This is a genomic window from Streptomyces umbrinus (assembly GCF_030817415.1).
GTDB lineage: Bacteria > Actinomycetota > Actinomycetes > Streptomycetales > Streptomycetaceae > Streptomyces > Streptomyces umbrinus_A.
The window spans coordinates 8,499,758-8,517,767 of record NZ_JAUSZI010000002.1; the positions used below are offsets into that span (position 1 = coordinate 8,499,758).

An 18,010-nucleotide genomic window follows, 5' to 3' on the forward strand; every position below is an offset into this window, starting at 1 on the left:
GGGCCGGTGGGGGCTGGCGGTGAATCTGGCGACCCGGAACCGGCGGGGCATATATCTTGATCGACATGCCGACCAGCCCTGCCGCCAGTCCGCTACCAGCGCCCCATACGGAATCCGACGGCTCGGCCGTCATCCGGGTCCTCAGCTACAACATCCGCTCCATGCGAGACGACACCACCGCACTCGCCCGAGTGATCACCGCCTGCGAACCGGACCTCGTCCTGCTCCAGGAAGCCCCCCGCTTCTTCAGGTGGCGCAAGAAACTGGCCCGTCTGGCAGCCGCGTCCGGCCAGGTGATCCTGTCCGGTGGTGGCACGGCATCGGGCCCCGCCCTCCTCTGCTCCCTGCGGGCGACGGTCGAGCACACCGAGGACGTACTGCTCCCGCTCACACCAGGACTGCACAGACGCGGCTTCGCCACCGCGGTCGTCCGCTTCGGCGGCGCCCGTCTCGGCGTACTGAGCTGCCACCTCTCCCTCCAGAAGGACGAGCGCCACGAGCAGGGCGGCATGCTGCTCGACCGCCTCGCCGCCCTGGGCACCCCGCACGCCGTCGCGGGCGGCGACCTCAATGAACGGCCGAACGGCCGCACCTTCAAACGCCTCGCCGCAGAGCTCCAGGACGGCTGGGCGGTGGCTCCCTGGGGCGCGGAGAACACCTCGACGCCCACAGACCCCCACCAGCGCATCGACGCGCTCTTCGCCACGGAGGGCGTGGAGGTCCTGGGCTGCGGGGTGCCGCTCGGCCACCCCGGAGTGACGGAGGCCGATCTGAGGGCGGCCACGGACCACCTGCCGGTCCTGGCGGCCCTCAGGGTGCCCGCCTCCCCCCGGCCATAGGCGAGGGCCCGCCCGGCGTGCTGCCGGACGGGCCCTCGTACATACCGATACGGGCCGGGACGGGTCAGACCACCGCGCCGCGCCCCGGGTCGTCCTCGTCCTCGTCGTCGCCGCGCATGCGGCCGACCAGCGTGGCGAAGCCGCCGAGGAAGCCGCCGATGCCGATGGTGGCGAGCCACCAGGTCATGGTCCAGCCGAGCAGGACGGCGAGGAGGAGCAGGAGCGGGCCGCCGATCACGGCCAGCCAGGCGAACTTGGCCGTCGCGTCCGCGGCGGGCAGCGGGGGCGGCTCGGGCGGCACGAAGTGGCCCTCGTCGTCCTCGTCGTCCTCGTCGAAGTCCTCCTCGGCCGGTTCGGGCATCGAGTAGTCGCGCGGGCCGGAGACACCGGGCGCGAACGCGACGGAGCTGCCGAGCGGCTTCTCGGTCTCGGCGGAGGGCTCGTCCTCCGCCGCCGGCTCCGTGGCCTCGGTGGTGTCCGTGGAGCCCTTCGTTTCCTTGGGACTCTTGGAGCTCTTGGCGCTCTTCGTGTCGGTGTCGCCCGAGTCGTTCGTCTCGGGCTCCAGGAGCGCCAGGTCCTCGATCGACTTGAAGGGCTTGGCGCCGGGCGGGTCCGGCGGCTCGTCGCCGTACCCCGCGACGATCGCCTCCCACGCGGCGGCCTCGTCGAACGACGGGCCCTGTTCCTCGCCGGACGGCGCGTCCTTCTCCTCGGGTTCGCGGTCCGCGTCGTGCTCAGCCACCAGTGGCCGTCCCTTCCTGCTGACCCGCCTGGCCCGCGCCGGTCTCCTTGCCGGCGCCGGGTGCGAGCCGGGAGACGAAGGCGAAGCTCTCCTCGAAGATCCGGTCCGCGTCGTGGTCCAACGTCGCGACGTGGTAGCTCTGTTCCAGGAGTATCTCCGCGACGTCGGTGGACGACACCCGGCTGAGGATGCGGGCCGAGTCGGCGGGCGGCACGACATGGTCCTGCGGGCTGTGCAGGAGCAGCATCGGCTGCGTCACCTGCGGCAGCTCGCCGTCGACCAGCCGGAAGAAGTTCCGCAACGAGTGCGCCGCGTGCAGGGGCACCTTGTCGTAGCCGATCTCGATGCCGCCCTCCTTCGCGATGTCGCTGGTCAGACCCTTCGTCGTACGGACGAGATGACGGAATACCGGGAGGGCGTACGCGGAAAGACCGTGCACCTTGTTCGCCGGGTTGACGACCACGATGCCGCTGATCTCGTCGCCGTGCTTGGCGGCGAGCCGCAGGGTGAGGGCGCCGCCCATGGAGAGGCCGAAGACGAAGACCCGGGAGCAGCGCTCGCGCAGGGCGCGCAGCTCGCGGTCCACCTCCGCGTACCAGTCCTGCCAGCCCGTGAGCTGCATGTCCTCCCAGCGCGTGCCGTGCCCGGGCAGCAGCGGCAGCGCGACGGTCAGACCGCGCTCGGCGAGATACTCCGCCCAGGGGCGCAGCGACTGCGGAGAACCGGTGAACCCGTGGCAGAGAAGGACCCCGACCTCTCCGCCCTCGTGGCGGAACGGCTCGGCTCCAGGAAGGACCGGCACCTTCGGTCTCCTGTTCATTGAAGAGGGACGACTCATGGGACGACTCATGGAAGAAGGACGCTCTTGGACGACGAAGGAAGGGCGCTCTGCGAAGAAGGACGACTCATGAAGAGGGACGGCTGTTCATCGAGAACTGTTCATTCGGGAGAACGGATTCCTGTTCATTCCGGGGCGACGCTACGACCACCCCGAAGCTTCGAGGCGTACTTCACCGTACGCGACCGCACTGACACCGACCAGGGCCGTCGGGCCCTTTGGCAGTGCTCCGGGTTAAGGTCTGACCGACAGACACAGGAGGCACTCGGTTGATCTACGGCGCAATGAAGTTTTCCATCGGAGGGCCCCTGAAGCTCGCTTTCAGGCCCTGGGTGGAAGGCCTCGAGAACATTCCCGCCGAGGGCCCGGCCATCCTGGCGAGCAATCACCTGTCGTTCTCGGACTCGTTCTTCCTGCCCGCGGTCCTGGACCGCAAGGTGACGTTCATCGCGAAGGCCGAGTACTTCACGACGCCCGGCGTCAAGGGCCGGATGACGGCCGCCTTCTTCAAGGGCGTCGGCCAGCTGCCGGTGGACCGCTCCGGAGGGCGCGGCGCGGGCGAGGCGGCGATCAAGAGCGGCGTGGACGTCATCGAGCGCGGCGAGCTGTTCGGCATCTACCCCGAGGGCACGCGGTCGCCCGACGGCCGCCTCTACCGGGGCAAGCCCGGCGGCCTCGCGCGCGTGGCGCTCGCCACCGGCGCTCCCGTCATCCCGGTCGCCATGATCGACACCGAGAAGATCCAGCCGCCCGGCAAGGTGATGCCCAAGCTGATGCGCCCGGGCATCCGCATCGGCAGGCCGCTGGACTTCAGCCGGTACAACGGCATGGAGCACGACCGGTTCGTCCTGCGAGCCGTGACCGACGAGGTCATGTACGAGATCATGAAGCTCTCCGGTCAGGAGTACGTCGACATCTACGCGACGGCCGCCAAACGGCAGATCGCGGACGAGGCGAAGGCGCAGAAGCAGGCGCTCAAGGAAGCCCAGAAGGAAGCGGAACAGGCACTGAAGGAAGCCGCACAGGCGGAGAAGCAGGCCGAGAAGCAGACCGAGAAGGACGAGAAGGAACGGTCCGACTCCTAGACGCGGCCGTCGGGGGGATGGGGTAGTGGGGGACATGGCCAAGCGCGAGAGAGTCATGAGAATGTCGGTCGAGCAGCCGCTGTGGCGTGCGCTGACCGGATACCGCGTCCTGACGATGTTCTACGCGATCGGCCTCTTCGCCACCCACTACGGCAGCTTCGTCCGTCCCGAAGTGGCCATCGGCTACTACCTGGTGCTCATCGCGTGGACCTTCGGGACCCTGCCCAGGGTGGCCAACGCGGCCAGCTGCACCAAGCGCTTCCTCGCCGCCGACCTGACCATCGCGCTCACCGGCATCCTCCTCACGCCGGTCGCGGACGCCCACGACCGGATCGTGGACGGCGGCCCGACCCTCCCGTCGATATGGACCGCGGGTTCCGTGCTGGCGTTCGCGATCAAGGGCGGCTGGCGCTGGGCGGCCTTCGCCTCGGCGCTCGTCGGCGTCGCCAACGTCGTCCAGCGCGGCGCGCTCAGCCAGGACACCCTCCACAACGTGCTGCTCGTCTGGGTCGCCTCCATCGCCATCGGATACGTCGTCGAGGTGGCCCGTGCCTCCGAGCGCACCCTCGCCCGCGCCCTGGAGATCGAGGCCGCGACCCGCGAGCGCGAGCGGCTCGCCCGCGACATCCACGACGGCGTCCTCCAGGTGCTGGCCATGGTGCAGCGACGCGGTGCCACGCTCGGCGGAGAGGCCGCGGAACTGGGCCGCCTCGCCGGCGAGCAGGAGGTCGCGCTGCGCACACTGGTCTCGGGCGGGCTCGTACCGGTCTCACGCGTGTCGGAGGACGAGGCCGAGGGCGCCCTGGTGCGCGCGGTGGACGAGCCGGACCCGGACGGCGGCGGCCCCTGCGACCTGCGCTCGCTGCTCGCCCCGTACGCCACCGCGAAGGTGACCTTCTCCGCGCCGGGCACCCCGGTGCCGCTCGACCCGGCCGCCGCGAAGGAGCTGGCCGCCGCCGTCGGCGCCGCCCTGGACAACGTCCACCGGCACGTGGGCGCGGAGGCCCGCGCGTGGATCCTGGTCGAGGACGAGCCGGACGAGGTGATCGTGACCGTGCGCGACGACGGCCCCGGCATCCCCGAGGGCCGGCTCGCCCAGGCCGAGGGGGAGGGCCGCCTCGGCGTGGCCCTGTCGATCCGCGGACGGCTGCGCGAGATCGGCGGCACGGCCGAGCTGATCTCGGTGCCGGGCCAGGGCACGGAGGTCGAACTGAAGGTCCCGAAGTCGGACGTGACGGATGTGAAGGACCCGAAGGGTCCACGGGGGAAGGCGGAACAGCGATGACGAGGGCGACGAGGACCACGGGGAAGCCGGCGGGGCAGACCACGGAGGCCATGGCGAAGGCGGGACGGCGATGAGTGACGGACAGGGCGGCCCGATCAGGGTCATGGTGGTGGACGACCACCCCATGTGGCGCGACGCGGTCGCGCGCGACCTGGCCGAGTCCGGGTTCGACGTGGTCGCCACGGCGGGCGACGGCGAACAGGCGGTGCGCCGCGCACAGGCCGCCGCCCCCGACGTCCTCGTGCTCGACCTGAACCTGCCGGCCAAGCCCGGTGTGCAGGTCTGCAAGGAGCTGGTCGGGGTCAATCCCGCCCTGCGGGTCCTGGTCCTCTCGGCGAGCGGCGAGCACGCGGACGTCCTGGAGGCGGTCAAGTCTGGGGCCACCGGCTATCTGCTCAAGTCGGCGTCCACGGACGAGCTGATCGACGCGGTGCGCCGCACGGCCGTCGGGGACCCCGTCTTCACGCCCGGGCTCGCGGGCCTGGTCCTCGGCGAGTACCGCAGGCTCGCCTCCGACCCCGGACCCGCCACGGGTGGCGACGGGCCCAAGGCTCCACAGCTCACCGACCGCGAGACCGAGGTGCTCCGACTGGTCGCCAAGGGCCTGAGCTACAAGCAGATCGCCGAGCGTCTGGTGATCTCCCACCGCACGGTCCAGAACCATGTGCAGAACACCCTCGGGAAGCTCCAACTCCACAACCGTGTGGAGCTGGTGCGTTATGCCATAGAGCGGGGCCTCGACGACGCGTAAACCGTCCGCGTCCCACCAAAGAGTGAAGACGCATGATCAACCCCCGCACAATTCACCGGAATTGACCTTCAGCCCCCTGCTGAAGTGACCTGGATCACTATTAGCGTGAGTCCCATCAGCCAACCGCGGCGAAGGGACTTTTCCATGCGGGTCGGAGTACTGACCGGAGGCGGCGACTGCCCCGGGCTCAACGCCGTCATCCGGGGCATCGTCCGCAAGGGCGTGCAGGAGTACGGCTACGACTTCACCGGCTTCCGGGACGGCTGGCGGGGGCCCCTGGAGGGCGACGCCGTCCGGCTCGACATCCCCGCCGTGCGGGGCATCCTGCCCCGCGGCGGCACCATCATCGGCTCCTCGCGCACCAACCCCCTCAAGGTCGAGAACGGCATCCGCCGGATCAAGGAGAACCTCGCCAAGCTGGAGGTCGACGCGCTCATCGCGATCGGCGGCGAGGACACGCTGGGTGTCGCCGCGCGTCTGACGGACGAGTACGGCGTCCCGGTGGTCGGCGTCCCGAAGACCATCGACAACGACCTCTCCGCCACCGACTACACCTTCGGCTTCGACACCGCCGTGGGCATCGCGACCGAGGCGATCGACCGGCTGCACACCACCGCCGAGTCGCACATGCGGGTGCTCGTCTGCGAGGTGATGGGGCGGCACGCGGGCTGGATCGCGCTCCACTCGGGCCTCGCGGGCGGCGCGAACGTCATCCTCATCCCCGAGCAGCGGTTCGACGTCGACCAGGTCTGTGCGTGGGTGACCTCGCGCTTCAAGGCCTCGTACGCGCCGATCGTGGTCGTCGCGGAGGGGGCGATGCCGAAGGACGGCGACATGGTCCTCAAGGACGGGTCGCTGGACTCCTTCGGGCATGTCCGGCTCTCCGGGGTGGGGGAGTGGCTGTCCAAGGAGATCGAGCGCCGCACGGGCAAGGAGGCCCGCACGACGGTCCTCGGTCACGTCCAGCGGGGCGGTACCCCGAGCGCCTTCGACCGCTGGCTGGCCACCCGCTTCGGCCTCCACGCCATCGAGGCCGTCCGGGACGGCGACTTCGGCAAGATGGTCGCCCTCCAGGGCACCGACATCGTCCGAGTCCCCATCGCCGAGGCCACGGCCCGCCTGAAGACGGTGGACCCCCGCCTCTACGAGGAGGTAGGAGTCTTCTTCGGCTGACCCCAACGTTCTTCGCCCCCGCCGCCCCTACCCGTCCCATCCCTGGGGGCTGCCGCCCCCAGCCCCCGGTATCGCGCTGCCGCGCTCATCCTCAAACGCCGGACGGGCTGGGGGTGGGTGGGGGCTGACAGGGGTGGGTGGGGAATCGGCCTGGCGGCCTCGTCCTCAAACGCCGGACGGGCTGGATGGTGCGGGGTTGGCGGAGGCGGGTGGGCTGATCGTGGGTGGGTGGGGAAATCGGCCTGCGGCCTCGTCCTCAAGCGCCGGACGGGCCGGATGGTGAGGGACCGGGCGGCAAGGCGCGCCCCGTAAGGAGCGCGGGGAACTGCGCGCCCAGCCACACACAACCCGCACCCAACCAACGTCAGACAAGCAGCCCGCCCCGCCCCGCAGCCTCTCCGGCGTTTGAGGAGCGGGGGTTCGGGGGCGGAGCGCCTGAGTAAGGGACGGGAATGGGTAGGGGCGGCGGGGGCGAGAAAAAGCCCCGCCGCACAGACGACCTCAGCCTTCATACATTCGCCGGGCAGATCTTCGACACCACGGTGCGGAACGTCCTCGGCTACACGGAGGGCCGCCGCTCCGAGAACGTGCCCGCCCCCGCCCCCGCACACACCTGAGCCACCAGCTCCCGTACGACGTCCGTGCCGCGCAGCGTCAGCACCGATTCCGGGTGGAACTGGACCCCGGCGAAACCGGGCCCGCGCAGCGCGTGCACCTCGCCCGCCCCGCTGCGGCTGACCTCGACCCCATGGGCCGCCAGCTCCACCGCCTCCTCGTCGTCGCACCGCGCCACGAAGCTGTTGTAGAAACCGACGGTCTCGGTCCGCCCGAAGAGGTCGATGTCCGTCTGGGCGCCCTGGTAGGGGACCTCCTTCCGGACGGTCTCCAGCCCCAGCTCCGCAGCGATCAGCTCATGCCCGAGGCAGACCCCCAGCACGCCGTGCCGGTGGCACCGGATCACCTCCGCGGTCAGACCGTGCAGGAAGGCCATCTTCGGGTCCGTCGTGTCCGAGGGATCCCCCGGCCCCGGCCCCAGCACCAGCGGACCCTCGTGCGCGAGCACCGCCTCCCGCAGCCCCGGCTCGTCGTACCGCCGGACGGTCACCCCAAGCCCGGACGAGCGCAGCAGATGCGCGAGCATCGCCGTGAAGGTGTCCTCCCCGTCCACGACCAGCGCATGCCCCTCCAGCTCCGCCGACCGCTCCTGCATCCGCAGCCAGAACGGCGCCAGCGCCGCCCGCCGCCCGTCCAGCGCCGCCCGCACCCGCGGATCGTCCGCGAGGCTCGCCCGTACCTTCTCGGCGCCGGGCCGTCCGGGGCGTACCCCCAGCGCCGCCAGCACCCCGGCCGCCTTCGCATGTGTCTCGGCGACCTCGCTCGCCGGGTCCGACCCGCGTACGAGCGTCGCGCCGACCGGGACCCGCAGCCGGCCGCCCCCGTCGATGTCGGCGGTCCGGATGAGGATGGGGGAGTCGAGGGTCTGGGCCCCGCCGGAGTCCCGCCCGATCAGAGCCAGCGCCCCCGCGTAGTAACCGCGCCCGCCCACTTCGTACCGCTCGATGACCCGGCAGGCGTTCTGCACCGGCGACCCGGTGACCGTGGCCGCGAACATGGTCTCCTTCAGTACCTCCCGCACATCCAGCGACGACTTGCCCCGCAACTCGTACTCGGTGTGTGCGAGGTGGGCCATCTCCTTCAGCCGCGGCCCGATCACGACACCGCCCATGTCACCGACCGTGCACATCATCTTGAGCTCCTCGTCGACGACCATCGAGAGCTCCTCGATCTCCTTGCCGTCGGCCAGGAACTCCAGCAGGTCCTCGGGCGTCGGCCCCTCGGCGGGATAGCGGTACGTTCCGCTGATCGGGTTCATCACGACCGTCCCGCCGGACATCCGGACATGGACCTCGGGGCTCGCCCCCACGAGGGTCCGCTCTCCGGTGTGCACGACAAACGTCCAGTACGCGCCCCGCTCGCCCACCAGCAGCCGCCGGAAGAGCGCCAGCGCGTCGGCCCGTCCGAACCCCGGGATCCCGCCCTCGTACGTCCGCCGGATGACGAAGTTCGCGCCTTCGCCCCGCCCGATCTCCTCGTGCAGCACCCGCCCGACGATCTCCGCGTACGCCTCGTCCGCGACGTCGAAGCCACCGCCCTCGACCCGCACGTCGTGCGCGGGCAGCTCCGACAGGGCCTGCTCCAGGGACAGTTCGTACGACTCCTCAGGGGTGAGCACCGCGAGCGGGGTGCCGTCGTCGCGGACGTCGAAGCCGCGCTCCCGGATCTGGCGGTACGGGATCAGGGCGAGGCCCTCGGGGATGTCGGCCAGCCGCTCGTACTCGGTGACCGGGCCGAGCAGCAGCTCGACGGTGTCGTGATCATGTCCCGGCGTGCGGCGGCGGAGCAGGGCGAACGGGCGGGGATCGTCCAGCAGGTCGAGCAGATTCATGGGTCCGGGTTCCTTCTCGGCGTCTCGTGGGAGAGGAGTGGAGAGGAACGGTCCCGGTCGCGAAAACACCGAAGGCCGCCCCTCGGGCGGCCTTCGCGAAGTCTTGCGTACGCGCAGTCAGTGGGCCGCCGGATGAGCGGTCCACCACCAGTTCTGGATCGAGTGCGCGAACATGCGCCGCACCTTACCCCATGCGAAACCCTGTGTGACGGCGTACATACGGCGTACGCGTCGGGGCGTTCGATCGAGCGCGGCCCGTCTCAATTGATGAGCATGGGGATGGACGCCCGACACGACCCCGTAATGTTGGGGTCGTGACCGTGAACGCTAAGTCCAGCGCAAGCGCTGGCAACACCTGGCGAGACCTGCCCGCGGCGCAGCAGCCCGAGTACCCCGATGCCGAGGCTCTGCGCGATGTGATCGCGGACCTCGAGTCCTATCCGCCGCTCGTCTTCGCCGGCGAGTGCGACCAGCTGCGCGCCCGGCTGGGAGCCGTCGCCAAGGGCGAGGCGTTCCTGCTTCAGGGCGGCGACTGCGCCGAGGCCTTCGACGCCGTGTCCGCCGACCACATCCGCAACAAGCTCAAGACCCTGCTCCAGATGGGCGCCGTCCTCACGTACGCGGCGTCCGTGCCGGTCGTGAAGGTCGGCCGCATCGCCGGCCAGTACTCCAAGCCGCGCTCCAAGAACACCGAGACCCGCGACGGCGTGACCCTGCCGACCTACCGCGGCGACTCGGTCAACGGCTTCGAGTTCAACGAGAAGGCCCGCATCCCGGACCCCGAGCGCCTGAAGCGGATGTACAACGCCTCCGCCTCCACGCTCAACCTGGTGCGCGCCTTCACCACCGGCGGCTACGCCGACCTGCGCCAGGTGCACGCCTGGAACCAGGACTTCGTGAAGACCTCGCCGTCGGGGCAGCGCTACGAGCAGCTGGCGCGCGAGATCGACCAGGCGCTGAACTTCATGCACGCCTGCGGGGCCGACCCGGAGGAGTTCAAGACCGTCGAGTTCTACGCCTCCCACGAGGCGCTGCTCCTCGACTACGAATCGGCGCTGACCAGGGTCGACTCCCGCACGGGCCACCTGTACGACGTCTCCGGGCACATGGTGTGGATCGGTGAGCGCACCCGTCAGCTGGACGGCGCGCACATCGAGTTCGCCTCGAAGATCCGCAACCCGATCGGCATCAAGCTGGGCCCGACGACGACGGCCGAGGACGCGCTGCAGTACATCGAGCGTCTCGACCCGGACCGCGAGCCCGGCCGGCTGACCTTCATCGTCCGCATGGGCGCCGACAAGGTCCGCGACAAGCTCCCCGAGCTGGTCGAGAAGGTCACCGCCTCGGGCGCGACCGTCGCCTGGATCACCGACCCGATGCACGGCAACACGTACGAGGCGGCCTCCGGCCACAAGACCCGCCGCTTCGACGACGTGCTCGACGAGGTCAAGGGCTTCTTCGAGGTCCACAAGGGCCTGGGCACCCACCCGGGCGGTATCCACGTCGAGCTCACCGGTGACGACGTCACCGAGTGCGTGGGCGGCGGCGACGAGATCTTCGTCGATGATCTGCACCAGCGCTACGAGACGGCCTGCGACCCGCGGCTGAACCGCAGCCAGTCCCTTGACCTGGCGTTCCTGGTGGCGGAGATGTACCGGGACCAGTAGTGGGTCAGCAGCCGTTTCGGTTGTTACAAGAGCGTGTATTGGGGCGCGGATCACATACGATCCGCGCCCCATCGCACTTTTGCGGCTCCGGCCCGGCGGGTAAGGTTAGGTTAGCCTCACCGGTTATCGGGATGGCGCGACCTAGGGAAAGCCCGTCGGGAGGTGAACCGCGTGTACGTCTGCAACTGCTTCGGGGTGACCGAGGCGCAGGTGAAGAAGCACGCGGAGGGCGGTGCCTGCACCCCGCGGCAGATAGCGTCGGCCTGCAAGGCGGGCACCGACTGCGGCTCATGCGTACGACGCATTCAGGCACTGCTGGGCAGGGGCGAGTGCCCCCGGCGTGAGCTGGCCGACCAGGGCATGCCCGTGCTCTCCGAAGTGGAAGCGCTGGAAGAGGCCGCTTAGTCGTCCGGCTGGTTCAGCTGTCCGGCTGCTCGATGAGCTGCGCGATGTAGAGCGCCTCGCCGAGCTTCTCCACCAGCTCCAGCTGGGTGTCCAGATAGTCGATGTGGTGCTCCTCGTCCTCGAGGATCGACTCGAAGATGTTCGCGGACGTGATGTCGCCCTTGGTCCGCATCACCTCGATACCGCGCTTGAGCCGGTCGATCGCCTCGACCTCGACCTGCCGGTCCGCCTGGAACATCTCCGTGACCGTCTGCCCGACGCGGACGTGGAACAGCCGCTGGTAGTTCGGCAGGCCGTCCAGGAAGAGGATGCGGTCGGTCAGGATCTCCGCGTGCTTCATCTCGTCGATGGACTCGTGCCGCGTGTACTTCGCGAGCTTCGTCCAACCGAAGTTCTCCTGCATCTTCGCGTGCAGGAAGTACTGGTTGATCGCGGTGAGTTCGGCGGTCAGCTGCTCGTTGAGGAATTCGATGACCTCGGGGTCGCCCTGCATCGCAGAGGCTCCTTCCAAGCGGGGGGAACTGGCAGGTTGCGCCGCATGATTGCACCGGCGTAGAAGATCGTCCAGTAAGTGCATGCTTAGTAAGTTAGTACTTGCTTAGTCCCGTTTGTTCAGAGTTGTCAGAGTCGGTGCGTACCTGGTCATGCCCATCGTCCGGGGTCTGTCAGGATGGAGTCATGGGTCAGCCGGTGGGTCGTGAATCTGGAGAAGCAGCGCAGTCGGAGCTTCCGCCGGGACAGCGACTTCAGCGGGGCTGGCCGGTCACGCACTACGGGCCCGTACCGAAGTTCCGTCCCGAGCGCTGGGAGTTCAGGGTCTTCGGCGCCACCGCCGACAGCGAGAAGCACTGCTGGACCCACGAGGAGTTCACCGCCCTGCCGTACGCCACGGTCGTGGCCGATCTGCACTGCGTCACCAAGTTCAGCATGATCGGCGCGGAGTGGGGCGGCATCCCGGCCCGTACGATCCTGGAGATCGCCCCGCCGGCGCCCACCGTCACCCATGTGATGGTCTGGGCCGAGTACGGCTTCAGCTCGAATCTGCGGCTCGACGACTTCGCGTCCGAGCGCTCCATCTTCGCCACCCACAAGGACGGCGAACTGCTCACCGCGGAACACGGCTTCCCGCTGCGCCTCGTCGTGCCGCAGTTGTACGCGTGGAAGGGCCCCAAGTGGGTCCGCGGCGTCGAGTACATGACGGCCGACCGCCGCGGCTTCTGGGAGGAGCGCGGCTATCACAACGTCGGCGACCCCTGGCGCGAGCAGCGGTACTCGTACCAGGAGGAGCCCGGGGACGGCCCCGAGCTGTAGGCCCCGCCGTTTCCCTGGGTCTCCTGGGCTTTTGGCGGCTTGGCTCAGCCGTCCCGGAGCTTCTTCAGCCGCTCCACGTCCGCCGCGTGCCCCTCCTTGCCGCCGGGCGTCTCGATGATCAGCGGTACGCCCTCGGTGGCCGGGTGGGTCATCAGCGCACGGAACGGGTCCTCGCCGATGTGCCCGGCGCCGATGTTCTCGTGGCGGTCCTTGTGGGCGCCGGCCACGTCCTTGGAGTCGTTGGCGTGGATCAGCTTCAGCCGGCCCTCGCCGACCGTGTCCACCAGCAGGTCGAGCGTCTGGTGCATCCCGCTGGGCCCGGTGAGGTCGTGGCCCGCCGCGAAGATGTGGCAGGTGTCCAGGCAGACGCCCAGCTTCGGATGGGAGTCCAGCGCCTCGAAGTACGGCCCGAAGTCCCAGGTCCGTGAGCAGAGCGAAGAGCCCTGTCCGGCGGTCGACTCCAGCAGCAGGAACGGGTCGTCCTCGTGGGTCAGCTCGTCGAGCAGCGGCAGCAGGTGCTCGCGGACCTGCCTCAGCGCGACCGAGCGTTCCCGGCCGCCGGTCGCAGACCCTGTGTGCACGACGACGCCCAGCGCCCCGATGGCCCGCCCGCGCCGCAGCGAGTGCCGCAGCGATTCCACCGACTTCTCCACGGTCGCCTCGGTGTGCGAGCCGAAGTTGATCAGATAGGGCGCGTGGACGTACGCGGGGATCGACTCGGCGGCGCAGGCCGCGCGGAACTCGTCGTCCTGGAGGGGGTTTCCGGGCGGAGTCGCCCAGCCGCGCGGGTTGGCGACGAAGACCTGGACGGTCTCGGCGGCCAGCTCGCGCGCGTACGAGAGGCCGACGGAGGCGAGGCCTCCGGCGACGGGGACATGGCCGCCGACGGGGTTGCGGGACTGCTGTGTGCTCACCCCTTCAGGGTGTCACGCGGTCCCGGTCGCCCGGTCGGCGGCCATGTCCCTGCGGGTGCCTGGGCGCCCGGCATGCCTGTGTGCTGTTGTGCCCGTCTGCGTCTGCGTCAGCGGATCTCGATCGTGATCGTCGATCCCTCGGGGGCCGTGTCGCCGCCGTCCACCGACTGGCTCTTGACCGTGTCGCCGAAGAGGCCGAGCAGATCGCGGTCCTCCTCGACCTTGAAGCCGGCCGCTTCCAGCTCCTGCTTCGCGTCGTCGACGCTGTCGCCCACGACGTCCGGGACCTCGATCATCTCCGGGCCCTTGGACACCGTCAGCGTGACGGTGTCGCCCCCGCCCGCCTTGGTGTCGGGGTCCGGCGACTGCCTGGCGACCTGACCGGCCTCGTACTCGGACGTGACCTGCTGGGAGGCGACCTCGACCGTCAGGCCGGCGTCCTCCAGCTCCTGCCTGGCGTCCTCGAGGTCGTCACCCACGACGTCGGGCACGTCCACCGGGCTGCCCTTGCTGACGGTGAGAGCGATCGCCGAACCGCCGCGGCGCTCGGTGCCCGCCCCCGGTTCCGTACGGATCACGAAGCCCACGGGCACGTCGTCGCTGAAGCCCTTGGTGATCATGCCCGCCACCAGGCCCTCGTTCTTCAGGCGTTGCTTGGCCTTGTCCAGCGAGTAGCCCTCCAGGTCCGGCACGCGCACGATCTCCGGGCCCTTGGAGACCGTCAGGGTCACGGTGTCGTTGTCCCGGATCCGGGCGCCGGGCTTCGGGTCGCTGCTGATGACCCGGCCGGGCTTGACGGTGTCGCTGAAGCTGCGCTTGACGTACTTCACGTCGAGACCGGCGTCCGTGAGCTGCTTCCTGGCCTGCGCCTCGGTCTTCGAGAGCACCGCCGGGACATTGGTGAACTGGCCGGAGTTGATGTACCAGACGCCCGCGCCCAGGCCGAGGGCCAGCAGCACCGCGGCGACGATCGCGAGCAGGCCCCGGCGGGGCGCCATCGAGCGGCCGCCACGTCCGCGGCGCGGTGGCTCGGGCGGCGGGGACGGCAGATAGCTCGTGCGGTGCAGCTCGGCGTCGTCGTCGTTCACCGGGAGCGGCCGCTGCACCGACAGCGAGAGCGGGATCACGCTCGTACGGTCGTCCGCGTTCTGGTGGTCCGTGGTGACCGCCTGCGGCGGGACGGCGTCCAGCTGGTCGGCACTCAGCGCGTTCCGTGCGTCCAGGACCTGCGAGAGCAGCTCGACGGCGTCGTACGGACGGAGGTCGGGGTTGCGCGCGGTGGCCGTCGTGACGAGCTCGTCGAGCTGGTAGGCCAGGCCCGGCACGGACGCCGACGGCTGGGGCACGTCCTCGTGGAGGTGCTTGTAGAGCACGGTGGCGGGCGAGTCCCCGTAGTGCGGGCGGTCGCCGGTCAGCATCTCGAAGAGGAGGATGCCGCACGCGTACACGTCGACCCGGGGATCGGCCGTGTCGTTCTCTATCTGCTCCGGTGCGAGATACGACACCGTGCCGAGCACGGCCCCCGTCGTGCTGGTGACCGTGTCCACGGCCCGTACGAGACCGAAGTCCGCCACCTTCACCCGGCCGTCGTCCCCTATCAGGACGTTCTCCGGCTTCATGTCGCGGTGTACGAACCCGGCACGGTGCGCGGCGCCGAGCGCGGCGAGGACCGGCTCCAGGACGTCGAGCGCCGCCCGCGGCTGCAGCGCCCCGCGCTCGCGCAGCACGTCGCGCAGGGTGCATCCGGCCACGTACTCCATCGCCAGATAGACGTAACTGCCGTCCGTGCCCTGGTCGAAGACCTGCACCACGTTCGGGTGGGCGAGCCTGGCCACCGACTTGGCCTCGCGGATGAAACGGTCGACGAACGTGCCGTCGGCCGCCAGCGTCGGGTGCATGACCTTGAGCGCGAGCACCCGGTCCAGGCGGGTGTCCACGGCCCGGTAGACCGTGGCCATCCCGCCGACCGCGATGCGCGCGTCGACGCGGTAGCGGCCGTCGAGCACGTGCCCGACGAGCGGGTCCTGAAGGGTCGTATCCACGCAGGTGAGTGTACGAGCCGCCACTGTCAACGCCGCCCGCACGGGCGATTCCGGGGCGGTACTGCAGCCGAGCTGTGACGGACGTCGCACGGTGACCGATCCCGTGCGGCGTCTGGATTCAGACAGGTGTTCAGGCCAAAGCTCAGAAAGCGGGCCTTTCCGGGTCCAACCGGGCTACGCCCTCCACGGGAGACGACGCCTCGGCGAAGTGACGGCGGGGGATGCGCCCCGCCCGGTACGCGAGCCGGCCCGCCTCGACCGCGTGCCGCATGCCCTCGGCCATCAGCACCGGCTCCTGCGCCCGGGTCACGGCCGAGGCGAGCATCACACCCGCGCACCCCAGCTCCATGGCGAGCGCCGCGTCCGACGCCGTACCGGCACCGGCGTCCAGGATCACCGGCACGCGCGCGTGCTCCACGATCAGCTGGAAGTTGTGCGGGTTGCGGATGCCGAGCCCGGACCCGATCGGCGAGCCGAGCGGCATGACCGCGGCGCACCCCACGTCCTCCAGCTTGCGGGCGAGCACCGGGTCGTCGTTCGTGTACGGAAGGACCGTGAAGCCGTCGTCGACCAGGGTCTCGGCGGCGTCGAGCAGCTCGATCGGGTCGGGCAGCAGCGTGCGCTCGTCGGCGATGACCTCCAGCTTGACGAGGTCAGTGCCGAGCGCCTCACGCGCGAGCCGGGCCGTCAGGACGGCCTCTCCGGCGGTGAAACAGCCCGCCGTGTTGGGCAGCACACGGATGCCCAGCCGTTCGAGCACGGACAGGACCGAGCCGTGGGCCCTGGGGTTCACGCGGCGCATCGCGACCGTCGTCAGCTCGGTGCCGGACGCGACGAGCGAGCGCTCCAGGACGTCGAGGCTGGGCGCGCCACCGGTGCCCATGATCAGACGGGACGTGAAGGACGTACCGCCGAGGACGAAGGGATCGTCGGCCATGGGTCAGCCTCCTTGGACGGCGGTGAGGACTTCGACGCGGTCTCCCTCGGAGAGGAGGGTCTTCGACCACTGCGCGCGCGGGACGACGGTTTCGTTGAGTGCGGCGGCGACCCCGGAGGGAGCCGCGGTGAGCGCGGCGACGAGGGTGTCGAGGGCCGTGTCCGGAGCGAACTGCCGCCGCTCCCCGTTGACGAAGATGCTCATGCTCATGCGCGCTGCTCCGAGAGTGCGACGGCGCCGAACCGCCTGGGTGTGAAGGGGCGGGCCTCGTCCGGGAGTTCACCGGTGGTCAGGGCGTGCGCCATGACGTCCCCGGTGACGGGCGTGAGGAGTACGCCGTTGCGGTAGTGGCCGGTCGCCAGCAGCAGACCGGGGAGTTCGGTCGGGCCGAGCAGGGGCGCGTTGTCGGGGGAGCCCGGGCGCAGTCCGGCCCGCGTCTCGGTGAGCGGCAGTTCGGTGATGCCGGGGACGAGTTCGTGGGCGTCCCGCAGCAGCTCGTACACGCCGCCCGCGGTCACCGTGGTGTCCCAGCCCAGCTCCTCGCTGGTCGCGCCGACGACCAGTTCGCCGCTCTCCCGCGGCACCAGATAGATGTGGCTGCCGCGCACGACCGCCCGCACGCTGCGGCTCAGGAAGGGCGCGTACCGCTTCGGAACGGTCAGCCGCAGCACCTGTCCCTTCACGGGGCGCACCGGCGGGAGTACGTCGTCGGGGACGCCCGTCAGACGCCCGCTGAGGCTGCCCCCGGCGAGCACGACCTGGCCCGCCGAGAGCTCGGTACCGTCCGCCGCGACGACTCCGGTGGCCCGGTCCCGTACGACGGTCAGGCGGTCGGCCCACGTCCGGTGGAAGGCCACTCCGGCCCGCTCGCAGGCTGTGACCAGGGCCCCGGCGAGCCGCCGCGGATCGATCTGGTGGTCGCCGTCGACCCGGAGCCCGCCGCGCACGCCCGGCGCGAGCATCGGCTCCAGACGTCGGCACTCACGGCCGCTGAGCCACTCCGACTCCAGGCCCGACCGGCGTTGCAGGGCGTGCACTTCGCGCAGATGGGCGCGGTCGTCGGCGTCGAGCGCGACGGCCAGTGCGCCGCACTGCCGGTATCCGACGTCCTGGCCGGTCGCCTCGGTCAGCTCGGCCGCGAAGTCCGGATAGCGGCGCGCCGAGGCCAGATTGAGGCCGAGCAGGGTCTGCTCGCCGTAGTGGAGTTCGGTGACGGCGGCCAGCATCCCGGCCGCCACCTGCGCCGCGCCGCCGCCGGGCTCCGGGTCCACGAGCGCGGTCGTGAACCCGCGCTGCGCGGCCCGCCAGGCCGTGACGAGCCCGATGATCCCGCCCCCGACGACCAGGACGTCTGACGTGCGCCTTCTATCGGGCGTATCGGGCCTATCGGGTGCTACGGGTGTCTCCGGTGTACGCGACATGGGCGTCCAGCCCCTCCCTTCGCCGGCATGACCCGGATCAGGTTCGTACGGTCGGAGGCCGTCCCAGCCTCCCTCTCAGCCCGGTGCGTCCGGACTCCCGCGAGTGCTTTACGTTGGCCACCCTAGCCCTTCGCCCCAACAGCCTGTAAGGGAG

18 protein-coding genes and 1 riboswitch are annotated in these 18,010 nt (G+C 70.3%); of the genes, 8 read left to right on the top strand and 10 right to left on the bottom strand.

Annotated features, from left to right (window positions below):
- Positions 1-65: 65 nt before the first annotated feature.
- Complete coding sequence (locus QF035_RS37525; protein WP_307525373.1) at positions 66-839, top strand: endonuclease/exonuclease/phosphatase family protein; 774 nt, start codon at positions 66-68, stop codon at positions 837-839.
- Positions 840-903: 64 nt separating this feature from the next.
- Here the strand turns inward: QF035_RS37525 and QF035_RS37530 are convergent, their stop codons facing one another.
- Positions 904-1,581 (bottom strand): hypothetical protein, encoded by a 678-nt coding sequence (locus QF035_RS37530; protein WP_307525375.1) that lies wholly within the window; start codon positions 1,579-1,581, stop codon positions 904-906.
- On the bottom strand, positions 1,574-2,383 hold the full coding sequence (locus QF035_RS37535) for an alpha/beta hydrolase (protein ID WP_307525378.1): 810 nt from the start codon (positions 2,381-2,383) through the stop codon (positions 1,574-1,576). Before QF035_RS37535 ends, QF035_RS37530 begins: the two co-directional genes overlap by 8 nt.
- A 320-nt stretch (positions 2,384-2,703) precedes the next feature.
- Here QF035_RS37535 and QF035_RS37540 point away from each other — a divergent pair, with 320 nt between their 5' ends.
- The 4 genes from QF035_RS37540 to QF035_RS37555 all read left to right on the top strand — a co-directional run bounded on the left by QF035_RS37540 (position 2,704) and on the right by QF035_RS37555 (position 6,713).
- Positions 2,704-3,504, top strand: a complete 801-nt coding sequence (locus tag QF035_RS37540; protein WP_307525380.1) for a 1-acyl-sn-glycerol-3-phosphate acyltransferase — start codon at positions 2,704-2,706, stop codon at positions 3,502-3,504.
- 34 nt (positions 3,505-3,538) lie between these two features.
- Positions 3,539-4,789 carry a MacS family sensor histidine kinase gene (macS, locus tag QF035_RS37545; protein ID WP_307525382.1) on the top strand — a complete coding sequence of 417 codons (1,251 nt, stop codon included), beginning with the start codon at positions 3,539-3,541 and terminating at the stop codon, positions 4,787-4,789.
- A 70-nt stretch (positions 4,790-4,859) separates the two neighbouring features.
- Entirely contained in the window at positions 4,860-5,540 is a 681-nt protein-coding gene (locus tag QF035_RS37550; RefSeq protein WP_307525384.1) for a response regulator, read from the top strand.
- A gap of 144 nt (positions 5,541-5,684) precedes the next feature.
- Complete coding sequence (locus tag QF035_RS37555) at positions 5,685-6,713, top strand: 6-phosphofructokinase (RefSeq protein WP_143637909.1); 1,029 nt, start codon at positions 5,685-5,687, stop codon at positions 6,711-6,713.
- Between the two features lie 559 nt (positions 6,714-7,272).
- On the opposite strand, the gene QF035_RS37560 is transcribed toward QF035_RS37555, so the two are convergent.
- Entirely contained in the window at positions 7,273-9,159 is a 1,887-nt protein-coding gene (locus QF035_RS37560) for an anthranilate synthase family protein (protein WP_307525387.1), read from the bottom strand.
- A 117-nt stretch (positions 9,160-9,276) separates the two neighbouring features.
- Positions 9,277-9,378 carry a trp operon leader peptide gene (locus QF035_RS55930; RefSeq protein WP_373467012.1) on the bottom strand — a complete coding sequence of 34 codons (102 nt, stop codon included), beginning with the start codon at positions 9,376-9,378 and terminating at the stop codon, positions 9,277-9,279.
- A gap of 95 nt (positions 9,379-9,473) precedes the next feature.
- Here QF035_RS55930 and QF035_RS37565 point away from each other — a divergent pair, with 95 nt between their 5' ends.
- A complete protein-coding gene (locus QF035_RS37565) occupies positions 9,474-10,826 on the top strand; it encodes a class II 3-deoxy-7-phosphoheptulonate synthase (protein WP_055612067.1) in 1,353 nt (450 codons plus the stop codon).
- A 162-nt stretch (positions 10,827-10,988) separates the two neighbouring features.
- Positions 10,989-11,231 carry a (2Fe-2S)-binding protein gene (locus QF035_RS37570; RefSeq protein WP_307525389.1) on the top strand — a complete coding sequence of 81 codons (243 nt, stop codon included), beginning with the start codon at positions 10,989-10,991 and terminating at the stop codon, positions 11,229-11,231.
- A 13-nt stretch (positions 11,232-11,244) separates the two neighbouring features.
- On the opposite strand, the gene bfr is transcribed toward QF035_RS37570, so the two are convergent.
- Entirely contained in the window at positions 11,245-11,724 is a 480-nt protein-coding gene (gene bfr, locus QF035_RS37575) for a bacterioferritin (RefSeq protein WP_143637901.1), read from the bottom strand.
- Between the two features lie 185 nt (positions 11,725-11,909).
- On the opposite strand from bfr, the gene QF035_RS37580 reads away from it, so the two are divergent.
- Positions 11,910-12,542 carry a sulfite oxidase-like oxidoreductase gene (locus QF035_RS37580; protein ID WP_189840281.1) on the top strand — a complete coding sequence of 211 codons (633 nt, stop codon included), beginning with the start codon at positions 11,910-11,912 and terminating at the stop codon, positions 12,540-12,542.
- A gap of 44 nt (positions 12,543-12,586) precedes the next feature.
- Here QF035_RS37580 and QF035_RS37585 read toward each other — a convergent pair whose 3' ends face one another.
- The 5 genes from QF035_RS37585 to thiO all read right to left on the bottom strand — a co-directional run bounded on the left by QF035_RS37585 (position 12,587) and on the right by thiO (position 17,856).
- Complete coding sequence (locus QF035_RS37585) at positions 12,587-13,456, bottom strand: deoxyribonuclease IV (protein WP_307525391.1); 870 nt, start codon at positions 13,454-13,456, stop codon at positions 12,587-12,589.
- Positions 13,457-13,563: 107 nt separating this feature from the next.
- On the bottom strand, positions 13,564-15,498 hold the full coding sequence (gene pknB / locus QF035_RS37590) for a Stk1 family PASTA domain-containing Ser/Thr kinase (protein ID WP_307525393.1): 1,935 nt from the start codon (positions 15,496-15,498) through the stop codon (positions 13,564-13,566).
- 142 nt (positions 15,499-15,640) lie between these two features.
- Complete coding sequence (locus QF035_RS37595; RefSeq protein WP_055612072.1) at positions 15,641-16,435, bottom strand: thiazole synthase; 795 nt, start codon at positions 16,433-16,435, stop codon at positions 15,641-15,643.
- A 3-nt stretch (positions 16,436-16,438) separates the two neighbouring features.
- A complete protein-coding gene (gene thiS / locus QF035_RS37600) occupies positions 16,439-16,639 on the bottom strand; it encodes a sulfur carrier protein ThiS (RefSeq protein WP_307531730.1) in 201 nt (66 codons plus the stop codon).
- 2 nt (positions 16,640-16,641) lie between these two features.
- Positions 16,642-17,856 (bottom strand): glycine oxidase ThiO, encoded by a 1,215-nt coding sequence (gene thiO / locus QF035_RS37605; RefSeq protein WP_307525394.1) that lies wholly within the window; start codon positions 17,854-17,856, stop codon positions 16,642-16,644.
- Positions 17,854-17,967: riboswitch (TPP riboswitch) on the bottom strand. Its footprint overlaps the gene before it by 3 nt.
- Between the last annotated feature and the right edge of the window lie 43 nt (positions 17,968-18,010).